General features: G+C 51.3%; 6 protein-coding genes and 2 tRNA genes. 5 read left to right on the top strand and 3 right to left on the bottom strand.

Annotated elements, in window-relative coordinates; all coding sequences use genetic code 11:
- Window positions 1–41 precede the first annotated feature (41 nt).
- The gene (locus tag AC1VS5_RS01535) at window positions 42–3,326 is read right to left on the bottom strand and encodes an NlpC/P60 family protein (protein WP_481217460.1); all 3,285 of its coding nucleotides are present in this window, start codon (window positions 3,324–3,326) and stop codon (window positions 42–44) included.
- 427 nt (window positions 3,327–3,753) lie between these two features.
- Between AC1VS5_RS01535 and AC1VS5_RS01530 the strand changes: the two genes are divergently transcribed.
- Entirely contained in the window at window positions 3,754–4,209 is a 456-nt protein-coding gene (locus AC1VS5_RS01530; protein WP_481217459.1) for an acyltransferase family protein, read from the top strand.
- A gap of 329 nt (window positions 4,210–4,538) precedes the next feature.
- On the opposite strand, the gene AC1VS5_RS01525 is transcribed toward AC1VS5_RS01530, so the two are convergent.
- Entirely contained in the window at window positions 4,539–5,699 is a 1,161-nt protein-coding gene (locus AC1VS5_RS01525; protein WP_481217458.1) for an IS256 family transposase, read from the bottom strand.
- 240 nt (window positions 5,700–5,939) lie between these two features.
- On the opposite strand from AC1VS5_RS01525, the gene AC1VS5_RS01520 reads away from it, so the two are divergent.
- Window positions 5,940–7,238: a Shedu immune nuclease family protein gene (locus tag AC1VS5_RS01520; RefSeq protein WP_481217457.1), complete on the top strand. Its 1,299-nt coding sequence runs from the start codon at window positions 5,940–5,942 to the stop codon at window positions 7,236–7,238.
- Window positions 7,239–7,322: 84 nt separating this feature from the next.
- On the opposite strand, the gene AC1VS5_RS01515 is transcribed toward AC1VS5_RS01520, so the two are convergent.
- Complete coding sequence (locus AC1VS5_RS01515; protein ID WP_022348643.1) at window positions 7,323–9,998, bottom strand: hypothetical protein; 2,676 nt, start codon at window positions 9,996–9,998, stop codon at window positions 7,323–7,325.
- 223 nt (window positions 9,999–10,221) lie between these two features.
- On the opposite strand from AC1VS5_RS01515, the gene AC1VS5_RS01510 reads away from it, so the two are divergent.
- The 3 genes from AC1VS5_RS01510 (at window position 10,222) to AC1VS5_RS01500 (ending at window position 11,614) form a co-directional block, all read left to right on the top strand.
- A complete protein-coding gene (locus AC1VS5_RS01510; RefSeq protein WP_022348642.1) occupies window positions 10,222–11,328 on the top strand; it encodes an ATP-binding protein in 1,107 nt (368 codons plus the stop codon).
- 131 nt (window positions 11,329–11,459) lie between these two features.
- Window positions 11,460–11,533, top strand: a tRNA-Gln gene (locus AC1VS5_RS01505).
- A gap of 4 nt (window positions 11,534–11,537) precedes the next feature.
- Window positions 11,538–11,614 (top strand) — tRNA-Glu (locus AC1VS5_RS01500).
- Window positions 11,615–11,867: the final 253 nt, after the last annotated feature.

The following is an 11,867-nucleotide window of genomic DNA, read 5'->3' as shown; positions in this document are numbered from 1 at the left end:
TTTACCGGCAGGCCCCCATTCGGCACTATGTTCTTATCCCATTAGGGGAAAGGACGAACAACCGCAAGCACCGGCTTAAGCGGCGCAATGGACCCTACGGTACGCACTCGAGGAGAAACGGCCTCGATAATCGTGTTGTTGCCCAGATAAATAGCGACGTGTCCGCTATAGAGAATCAGGTCGCCACGCTGGAGCTGCGAGGTACTCACATGCATGAAACGGCTATTGCTACGCATATCGTTCGCATAGTGATCATGGCCCGGGGTGTAGTAGTGATCCCAAGGATTCATGGGAGTCAAATCCATTCCCGTAGCATAAAGAGCCTGCATCACCAATCCGGCGCAGTCGACGCCCACGCCCGGGGCGCAGGAGTAATCCCACCTATAAGGTGTTCCCGTATACTCAATCGCACGCGTTATCATGGCATTGATGCACTGCTCACGCGTGGCGTTATACGGGATACGAGATTCCGTTCGATAGCCAAACTGGTTGACGCCGAGGTTTTTAATGCTCACGGACTTGTTTGAAACTTTGTAGTAAGAACCCGGTGTTTGGTATCCGATATACGGTAGGGACGACAAGCTGGAGTAATAGGCACCAGAAGTTGAGCCAGGGGCTGCGGCCCCTTTATTCACAATTGTTATCTGAACAGCTTGAACACCAAGGCTACAGGAGGTAGTTCCAGCCGTATCACCATTTTTCGCCCAGCCGAGCCATCCAATATCATCAATATACACTCGATAGTAGATATCAAAGTATTTTTTCAAATTGCCGGTTAACCGAGCCTTAATCGCTTCGACACGCTTTCCTTCGCCCGTAGTGCCCGCAACTGACCCATCGGTAACCTCTTGTTGCCATCCATAGTGCTGAACGTGTGCGCTATAAGCAACATCACCGGAAATATCTGATGAAACCGAAAGTCTCAACGCCTCCAGACGCAATCCACGACCTGTAGTCCCTACAATAGAGCCGTTTGCAGTTGTAGACATCCAACCCTGCGATTGAACATACGCCTCATAAGAAACATCGGGCAATGAGATGTATGCAGGGTCAGTACTTGTTGGAATACCATCGGAATCGTCTTTATTCACTAGAACTATCTGTATAGCTTCCGCTCGAAGCGAAAGGCCCGTAGTGCCTGCAGGCTCACCGTTTTTCGACCAGCCAAGCCAGCCATATTTTGCGCTGTGTACGCGATAGTAAATATCGTACGAGTCTGCCAGCTCTCCGGTTAGCTTCAATTTTATTGCCTGAAGTTCCAGCTTTTCCCCAGTCGTACCAGCGTATGTCGGAGCAACCACCGGCTCATCAGCACTTGTCCATCCTCGCTTTTGAACATGGGCCCAAACCTGAACATCTCCAGATACGTCATTTGCGCCTTCAACAGTTACTCTTAGCGCCTCAATCGATATGCCTCGCCCAGTCGTGCCGGCAGTCTCTCCGTCGCTCACCGCAGGCTGCCAGCCAACTTTCGAAACATGAGTCTGATAAACCACTTTCGGCGTGGAGTTGCCAAGCGTTTTATATGCATTGTTCGTAGAGCCAGGAGCAGACGATCCGGTATTTGTTAACCGAATCTGAATTGCGGCTATACCCCCTTGGGTTCCTTCGGTTCCAGAGGGCTCTCCGTTTTTCGCCCAGCCGAGCCAGCCCGACCCGACGATATAAGTTCGATACCAAACGTCATACTGGTCGGAGAGGCTTTCATTAAGCTTAATCTCGATAGCATTAATCTGACATCCTGAACCAGAAGAGCTGCTGTTTACGGCAGAGCCTTCACTACTCCAAGCATCCTGCCATCCCGAAAAGGCTGTACTTGCCCTGTATGAAACCGAGGCATCTTCCATTATCTGGTTATTGATGATCAATGAAAAGCTTTGGAGCGGGACTGTTGAGCCGCTATCTCCAACAACAACTTCCTTCGCATCCATATTTCCAGCCGAAGTGCCGTTAATATACATTCCAGAAACCTTAACCGTTTCTGAAAGACCGTCGAAGCTCTTTGCAGTCGAACCGGGCGCGGCACCGTTTTTCTCGACCAACCTAATCTCGATTGCCTGAATTCCATAACCCTTGCCCGAGGTGCCAGCAGGCGCCCCATTACACGCCCAATCGAGCCAGCCCATTTTTGCAGAGTGAACGCGATACCAAATGTCGTACTGGTTGACTATATCACCAGACAGCCTAATCTGAACAGCCTCAACAGCCAACCCTCGACCTGTGGTGCCTGCTGAGCCAGTCTGCCATTTCCCCCATCCATTTTTGGCGATATGAGCCCGGATCTCGACGCTACCATTTGAAAGCTCGTCACCAAGCTCCACCTCAATCTTTTCGAGATTTAGCCCTCTACCTGTCGTTCCAGACGTCACACCATCGGAGACTTTTGATTGCCAGCCAAGTTTCTGGATATGCGCACGATAGGAAACCTTTACGTAGCTGTACGCTTCTGTCTTTGCTCCCAGCGGTTCCGGAGCGTCTGAACCCTTCGGAGTAAGACGAAGGTTGACCGCTTGCGCATTTTTACCTAAACCGCTGCAGCCCGCCTTTTCACCGTTTTTAGCCCATCCAGACCAGCCGTCTTTCGCCGAGTGAACTGAGTACCATACATCGTACTGGTCAGCAGCTGAACCGGTAAGCTCAATCTGGATAGCCTCGATTGCCTGGCTTTTCCCAACAGTGCCAGCTACCTCATTAGCAGAAAATGGACCAAGCCATTCTCCATTAACAAAAACCCGAATCGAAACATTCGAATCATCAGGGAACCCATCAGAAGGAGCTATTCTAATAGCCTCGAGGTTTTTATTTTCGCCGGTTGTTCCTGCAACCTCACCCAAACCAACGGGGTCCATCCATCCATCGTGCTGAATATGCGCTTCAACCGCAAGGAGCGAGCCCGATTCGTAGACAGCGGAACCGTCAGTTCTCGAACCAGCATCGCTCCCACTTGTTTCGTCCTGCGAAGAAGAGACGGGATTCTCCTCGCCGTCAGTGTCTTGCGGAGTATCAGTCGAGTTTGGAAGCGTGTTCCCGTCGGCGCCTTCGAGGGGGCTCAAACCTTCAGAAGCAGAGTCGCCTGTATTTTGGTCTGTTATATCCCCGGTGCCAGACGCTTCCCCGTCTTGCTGAGAATCCGCAGAGGAAGCATCGCCTTGCGTTACCTCCTGGTCGGTGGAATCGGCCTCCTGGTCGATGGAATCGGTCTCCTGATCCAGCTGCACGGCCTCATCAGCACGTGATTCCAGTGCGTACAACGCAGCCGGTTGCAAAGCCGGATAAGCAAACAAAACCGAAGCAAGGAAAAACGCTATGATCCGTCTAGCTTTCATAGCATCCGCCCCCCTATCAAACGAGCTTGTGCAGCAAGTTACTCATTCTCGTATTTATTATGATAGCTATAACAAATTATTCCGCCCATGAGATTGCCTGCCAATTTAAGCTTTCACGCTGACAGGCCTCTTCTTGCGTAATGCAGGCTCGAGCCTCTGCCGCACATGTTGCTTCATAGCAGCTGACTCGCCCTAGGAACACCATGCTGTCCAGCCTTTATCTCTTTCGAGTTTTTACGAGAGCAGCGAACGCAAGTATTTCTGAGCAACATTCTTCGATTGAAGATTCCGATGCGTATCCCCGCCGTCAAAGCCACTAAATGCCTTTCAAGCTCGGATTATCATCGCTCTCTTTGCATGCTTGCAGCAGCTTTTGTCCACTACGGCAGCCATCTCGGTCCCCTCGCTGGGATAGACGCCGGTCGCATTGCCACCCAACACCGCGATTCTATGCGATTCGATTTTCCTTGCTCTCTCCTGCTATTTCGCGATTCGTCCGCCCAAGACGAGTTTGGCACGCTATTTTGCGCACAAGGTATCAATCATTATTCTTCCGCTTGTGGTCTACTCAATTGTTCTCTATCTCTATACGACTGGTCTTTCTGGTGCTTCGATTCATGGCTATATTGCCTACTTCTCGGACGTACTCACACCTTGGTGGTTTATTCCGACCCTTATCCCCTTTTTGCTGATTGCACCATTTTTGTATTGGCTATTTGAGAAACTCAGCGAACATCAAGCAAAAACAGTCGCAACAGCCGCGTGCGCTCTCACCGCATTGGCTTCATCTCCTATGTTCTTGCATGGGCCCTTCGGAGCTCAGGGAACGAGACGCTCGTCCTTGTCGTTGGCATTCTCCAGCGCTATGTCCCCACGGTCATGATTCCTGAATCAGGGTACTTCGCGTATTTTGCCTCGGCTATGTCTTTCGGCGACTCGCCCCGGGCACATCGGGCGCCACGCGCAAGAGGCTCATCGTCATTGGGTTGTGTGCCTGGGTAATCGATGTTGCCTGAGCCTACTTTGGCGTCGACCGATTCGACCCGAGCTTCCCCTGGCTCTTCGCGACTATCGCCGTGCTGTTTTTGCTAGACCGCATTCGCATTACGAATGTAGGCGCACAGCGCGCCCTTGAATGGACCGGACGGCGCTGGTACCGTCAAGATTCTTGCGCACTTTTGGACAGCCCCATAGGCCCGCCATCCGGTACGGCTACTCGTCCAGCAGCGTCACGTCCAGGTAGCGCCTCGACCCCCACTCGCTCTCCGCGACGTACTTGAGCCTCGCGGTGACGAGCATGAGGGCCGACTTGCCGTCCGGGAAGGTGCCGACCACGCGGGTGCGGCGGCGGATCTCGCGGTTGAGGCGCTCGATCGCGTTGTTGGTGCGGATCCTCCTCCAGTGAGCGGCCGGGAAGCGCGTGTAGGTCAGGGTCTCGGCGTAGCCCTCGCGGACCGCCTTCGCGGCCTCCCCGAGCCTCGACGCCTCCAGCTCGGATGCGACCTCGAGCGCCTTGGCCTCGGAGGCTTCGCGGGACTCCATCGCGTGGATCGCCTTGAGCATCGCGGCGACCCTCGGACGCTTCGACTTGGGCACCCTCGAGAGCACGTTGCGGTAGAAGTGCACGGTGCAGCGCTGGTACGCCGCGTCGGGGAAGACCTCCGCTATCGAGCCGACCATTCCGGCGGCCTTGTCGCCGGTGAGCATGCGCACCCCGTGCAGCCCGCGCGATCTGAGCCACGAGAGGAACTCCCGCCAGCACTCCGAGGACTCCGTGAACCCCTCGGCCGCGCCTATGGCCTCGCGGTAGCCGTCGTCGTTGACGCCTATGGCGACCATCACGGCGACGTTCTCGTAGCTGCCGCCCCAGCTGCGCTTCAGGTATATCCCGTCGACGTAGACGTAGGGGTAGGCGCGCTCGAGCGGGCGGTTGCGCCACGCCTCGACGGCCTCGAAGGCCCTCTCGTTCAGGTTCGAGACGGTGGCTGCCGAGACGCTGGAGTCCCAGAGGATCTCGCTCACGTCCTCGATGCGCCTGGTGGAGACGCCCGCCAGGTGCATCTCGATCATGGCCTCCTCGACGCTGGTCTCCCTGCGCCTGTAGCGCTCTATGATCGCGGTCGTGAAGCGCATCCCCTTGAGCTTGGGCATATGGATCGTGACCTCGCCGGACGACGTGGTCAGGCTTCTGTCGTAGTGGCCGGCGCGGTACGCCTCGCGCTCGGCGGTCCGCTCGTAGCGCTCGGCGCCGACGAGGTCTCCGGCCTCCTCCTCGAGAAGGCCGTTCAGGGTGTCCTCGACGGTCCTCCTGACGAGCTCGCGAAGGTCGGACTTCAGGGTCTCCTCGTTGAGTGTTACGATGGGCTCGGGCATGGCCTGCCTCCAATATGCTTCTTGTCTCGACAACTCGAATCATACCGGCGCGGGCCGTGCCCTCCTTCCTATCTGGACGCTATTCCGCTGTCAAAGTGCGCAAGAAATTGTACGTTACCTCTCCCAGTGTCGCCCCATCATCCCCACATCCGCCCTCCATGCAGGGATGTAGCTATACTTAATTGGAATGGCGCTTCGTCCTATCTGTCTTGTTCACGACAACCGACGGAGGGAAATCGGATGTCAATCAACTTTTTCGATTCTGGAAGAGAAATATGGCTGAGGTATCAACCCTACACACTTGACAACACCATCCTATCCAAGCTTTGCATCGACTTTGATAGAGAAAAAAAGCTCATCCGATATTCGCTAGATAATCTTCCCGATCGGCTTAAGCGTGCGCGACCGACGACATATCCAGATGCAAGCCTTCGGATAAAGAGAGTGTTCACTCTTCTCCAAAGCGACTTGGTGGATGACGAATGTGACGGCGATACCCTAGTTTTCAAATTCGCCTATCTAGACAATAGCTTTCCAGATTACTTCAGAATCAAAGGGGATATTTTTAGCTGTCCGCAAGACCTTCTTGTTGCTAAAGGTATAAGCCTTGACTGGAGGATGTTCTGTGTTGGCTATGAACGTCGAACCTCTGTGATTAAAACGATATCGTCAATTCTAGATGACTCAGAAAAACAAATAATCATCGGCGGTGAAAACGAGAAAGCCATTCCATTAGATGAGTTCGCGGACCTTTTGGATAAATTCCCCACCACAACAAGTCTTGAACGATACGGCGAGGCGCTGATAGCAAGCTATGTACAGGACTTCCTCGACATAAAAAAGGACTACCAAGCGCAGCTTGATCGCCATCTTTCGAGAAAACAGCACCGGCTATCGTACAGACTAGGCAGCCCAGAACTTAATAAGAATCGAATTACAAACCTCTCTGTTGCCCGACAGCAGCTACAAGACTTGCTAGACAAAAACGATAAGGTCCCAGAAGAGCTATGGCAACAAGGAATCCTGGACATCATACCTGTTCTATTTCCTCAATACGTAACCGTAATCCCAAAGGTTTCGATTGAGGACCGGATAACGGGAAGACGAAGAGTAATTGATTTTCTGTTAGTTGATGCTTCAGGCAATGTAGACGTATTGGAAATAAAAAGGGCATTCCAGAAAAACAAGCTACTCATGGCACGGACCTATCGCGACAACTACATACCGGCGCGGGAACTTGGTGGAGGCATCTCGCAAATTGAGAAATACATTCATCTTCTGCTTAACTGGGGCATAGATGGAGAAAAGGAGCTGACCAAACGTTACTCCCCCCTTCTTCCACAGGGCCTCATAATACGATTCCTAACCCCTCGTGGCATCCTCTTAACCGGCGGTTGCAGGTTCAACAAAACCGAACAGCGCGACTTTGATTTGATTCGTCGTCAGTATGCACATATCACAGACATCATTACCTACACTGACCTGCTTAAACGTCTCGAAACGATGATTGATGCGATTCCGTTATCGGATAAGTCTTGATGGCATAACCTCAAATTGTCTGGTGCATCTCATCTTGGGTCGCATCGCAAAAACTATTCGACAGACTGCTTTTCCACTAGCCCCCTAATCATTTGCTGCATGCCAGCGAATGAACCAGTTTGCATCATTCGAAAGCAATTTGATGGTTTGACTCTCGAAGCCCCTATCCCCAAACGAGCCGGCTTTGCAAAGAACTAGCATGCGGTAAACAACTGAGTCGTCTTGATCTCTCGTGAGCGTTAAGAGGGCGTTCGCAACATTCTCAAGTCCCCAGCGCTTGCTATATGCAGCAAGGCAATTGACAGCTTTTCTTCTTACGCCAGAATCATATATCTCGGCAGCGTTCTCGCAAATCTTTTTCACCAACGGAGCATGTTCATCAGGTATGGCCAACGAAGAGATGAACCATTCAAGCGACTCGAGATAAGCTTCAGCTGCACGCTGTGAGAAACTCCCTAAAGCAAAACCGTCAGCGAGGTAGTCAATTCCATCCTCCAGCCCAGCGGCAACGCGAAGAGAACTAACGCGAACCTTCCAAGTCCTCGTGTCGTAATTATTTAAGGAACCAAGGTTCACAATCGTATATCGTTCCCCATCAATCGTTCTAATCTGCTCAAGCCAATTATCTGGTAATTCCTTTCCATCCAACCTGAGCATGCAAACATATCTACACAGCACAGCCATTGATTCGTCCAAGGCAACCGCAAAACCCTTATAGTCGCTGATTCGCCCGACAATTCCATCTAGCGCCCCTCTAATATATTCAGCGAATTCAGCAGTTGCTCCCTTATCCATTACATCGCAAATTGCAGCGGCAACGGAATAGGCCGGACACGCGTAATACCCCGACACGTCGTTCTTATCAAATTGACGCACAAGTTCGTTTACATAAGATTCCGCCGACACCTCGCCCTGCGATAACCCACGCAAATACTCATTCCGCTCAATCTCGCCCAGGGAGTCCGTAAGGGTCTGACCCACAAGGTCTTCCCCAAGGTAGCGTCCTACGACTGAAAAAGCCGAAAGCTGCATGTGATCCTTTATGAGGTCCGACGCATGCTCTTTGAGATAGCCAGCAATGCCTTCGAGCGAGCTCTTTGGAAGGGCATCAAGATTGCTACCAGCAATAATCCGTCCTACATCCGATCCCAGCGCATATAGCCTGCTAGACAGCATCTCAAAAATCAGATCTGCTAATACCGCACCATTCATGCGAAGCTTTATTGCATTGATTGCCCGTAGCCATTCAGTACGGCATTTAGAAAACAACGACAAGTCTGAGGAAAGGTATTCTTCAACATCGGCAAAGACCCCATCGGAAAGGTAGGGAACAACCTGCCTGACAAGCGCGCATCTCATAACCGGAATGCGCGAAGCGATTCCTTTGCCCGAAAGGACCCAGAGGTCATCTGCGCTTGCCTTCAATGAATTTGAAAAGCCCTTCGCACCATTGTTAAATTGCGCTGCAAACTCGGAGGCCTCGCCTGCAAGTACAAGAAGCTTGACCCCTTCGTAGGCGAGGTCGTCATTCAAGTATGTTTCCGAATAATCCAGCAACGCATGGGCGACTAATACTCGACTGTAATTGAAACTGGCAATACTCCCATAAAGCACAGCAACGAAGGCGTACGAGGCGTAATCATTGAGAACCGTGGACAGCGTGCTATCAAAAATAAGTGAACCTTGCTTTTGGGTACGATATTTCCTTTCAGTTATCAAGGTCTGGCTCAATGCGCTGTTGGAAAAATGCTCTGCGGGCGGAAACAATGCAGGAGCCTTCAGCTCCTCAATCTGTTTTTGAGCGTCGAAGCCAGCCTTCCAATCTCCATTAGTAAGCCATCCCGAAAGATTTCTAATGTCGATGAGGCAGTTCCCGTAGAGCCATGAGTCCTGATCGGGTAGCAGCTCACAAGCCTGTCGCTCGAGTGTGAGCGCTCGATCGTAATCATTATCGATAAAACAATCAAGCGCCTTCAATCTACTATCGAGAACGTCGCTCGCTATTCCAGCGTCTTTCATGGCTATGTGAATGGTAGGAATAAAGGGCTCTATAGAAAATCGCTCTCCCTTAAGCAGCCATGCGACAATTGAACTGCCCAAAGCGGCAAGATATGGGTTCGGACACTCCTGTCGTTTTCGATTAACTTCGTATCCGAAGTTCTTAGCAAGCAAAGCTGTTGCGTCGCCAAAAGCTAACAAAGATGTCTTGGGGAGGGAGTATCTCGCTGAATCGCGCTCGGCTACATCCGTCAATCGCTCGTTTTGCCACTGGGAAACTCTCTTGTTGACTAAGTCGACGACAATATTGTTGATTTGTTCGAATGTTTCCCGAGCAAGGCCTTGGACGGTAATAGCTCGGGCCTCGTAGTATGTGCAGTAACCTGTATCTTGAATATAGCTGATAAGCTTATCCGTTGCAGAATCGCGCTTATCACCAATAAGGATGAGAACCAGCGGCTTGCCGTGATTAATTGCATGACGGATCTCTTCTTCAGTGCCCTGCCTGAGTTCTTGGCGAACAACGGCGACGACTATCCCAGAGCGTTCAACTCGACCTAAATAGTAATTCCTTGGACGCTCGATACTTGCATGACCCTCAATCTCAAACGGGTTAAAAAGCGGAGATTGCCCCAGTAGCTTACCGAGCTCCCTGCGATACAAGGACCATGAAAAATCCTCCTCGTCTCTCATAGATGAGCTGACAAAGAGATCTATTCGATCGTGGGGACAAATCAGATCGTTGGGAAGATCATTATTCATAGGGCTGCTAGCGGCAGATACTTTTATTATTTCAGTCATCGCCATCCCATCTCAAGGAAAACAATTGAACTATATCATTGACCCGAAATCGAAATAGCTTCCTCCCGATAAACCAAAAGCTGAATTGATCATCATCCATTTCTACTTATCTGCGATCAATTTAATTATTCACGATAAAATAATTTAGACACGATAGACTATAGAAGAGAGACGGAGGCACACTATGTCACAAACGCTTATCAACCCCTTCCGTCCTACACCAGGTGCCGAACCTCCCCAACTAATCGGACGAGAAAACGTAATCGCAGATTTTCAAAATGGCCTTGTGGGTGGCGTTGGCGCCCAGGGAAGACTCATGCGTATCACTGGCCCCCGTGGATCGGGCAAAACGGCGCTTCTTACCGAGCTTGCCCAAATCGCACGCGATGCGGGATGGAAGACAGTGAGCGTATCGGCAAGCAAAGAGCTAATTAATGATGTTATTCACGAGCTCTTGCCCCAATTCCAAATTGAGGGAGCGAATATCTCCGGAAAAGCCCTCTTTGCATCCGGTGAGGCAAACGTCAAAACCAAAACCCCAACGTTGCGCGATCTGCTTCGAGATACGTCTGAAAAAGACCGTGGCGTACTCGTAACAGTTGATGAGATTCAAGACGCCCAAGAGGAGGATGTGCGACTCATTGCCTCGACCGTGCAACTACTCACGGGAGAGAAAAAAGATGTCGCGTTCGTTTTCGCAGGCCTCACAACGGGAGTCATGGACCTCATCAATGGCAAGGCGATGTCATTTTTACAGCGAGCGCAGCCCGAGGATCTAACAGAAATCAATAATCTTGAGGTCAAGCTATCGCTAAACGACAGTTTTAGAGATTCAGGCCTGTCGCTCGAAGGTGACGAGCTTGATCAAGTTGCAAAGGCAACCCACGGATACGCGTATCTCATTCAACTCGTCGGTTTTTATGTATGGGATCGCGCAAATAAACACAGAAACGGCTCTATAACGGTCTCGAACGAGGACGTCGAAAACGGAATCGCCCTAGCAACAAATCGTTTTCACGAAACGGTACATGAGCCAGCGATTTCAAACATCTCGCAAAAAGCGATGGAATATCTGATTGCCCTCGCCAACCACGATGGAGCAACTTCCACAAAGCAGCTTGCGACTGAGCTTGGTAAAAAGCCCAGTTCAGTAACGTATGTCCAGAGGTTGCTGATACAACGGCAAATTATCGAACGTACCGCCCGTGGATACGTGGACTTTTCTATCCCCCTCCTACGGGAATACCTTCGAGAAGCCAGGGATGAAATCCTTGAACGCTATGGTGAATGACGCCCGCGCAGCAGAAAGATATCTTTGTCCATCTGCTACCGTGCTTCAAATTCTCCAAAATTCACCCCTTGCACTTCAGGGAATTGTGCCGTAGTATATCTATCCGCACGCGGGTTGCCGCGTGATGCCACTGGGATGTCGTCTAATGGCAGGACAGCGGATTCTGGTTCCGTCAATGGGGGTTCGACTCCCTCCATCCCAGCCATAATGGCCCGTTCGTCTAGCGGTTTAGGACGCCGCCCTCTCAAGGCGGAGATCACCAGTTCGAATCTGGTACGGGCTACCAACGGTTGCAAGGCCCCAACTTCGGTTGGGGCCTTTTCGTATGCTCCCGCCCCCTGCAAACTCAATCGCCTCTCACCACGCCCGCGCACAGCCGGCTTATAGGACAAAAAGTGTGTATGGAATTCCTGGCTTATAGGACAAAAAGTGTGTATGGAATTCCTGTATCACTGCAGGTAGATACCTATAAATCGCCTCTTCGAGTTGTATCGCCCCAACTTTTTGCCTGGACAAAAGGTGTGTATAGATTTTCATAT

The organism is Enorma sp. (genome assembly GCF_982429025.1).
This window is presented reverse-complemented; position numbering and strand designations above follow the sequence as displayed.

Bases quoted from the DNA above. Each gene is read 5' to 3' on its own strand.
- AC1VS5_RS01525 (WP_481217458.1), bottom strand. From the start codon at position 5,699: ATGCCCGAGCCCATCGTAACACTCAACGAGGAGACCCTGAAGTCCGAC.
- AC1VS5_RS01535 (WP_481217460.1), bottom strand. From the start codon at position 3,326: ATGAAAGCTAGACGGATCATAGCGTTTTTCCTTGCTTCGGTTTTGTTT.
- AC1VS5_RS01520 (WP_481217457.1), top strand. From the start codon at position 5,940: ATGTCAATCAACTTTTTCGATTCTGGAAGAGAAATATGGCTGAGGTAT.
- AC1VS5_RS01510 (WP_022348642.1), top strand. From the start codon at position 10,222: ATGTCACAAACGCTTATCAACCCCTTCCGTCCTACACCAGGTGCCGAA.
- AC1VS5_RS01515 (WP_022348643.1), bottom strand. From the start codon at position 9,998: ATGAATAATGATCTTCCCAACGATCTGATTTGTCCCCACGATCGAATA.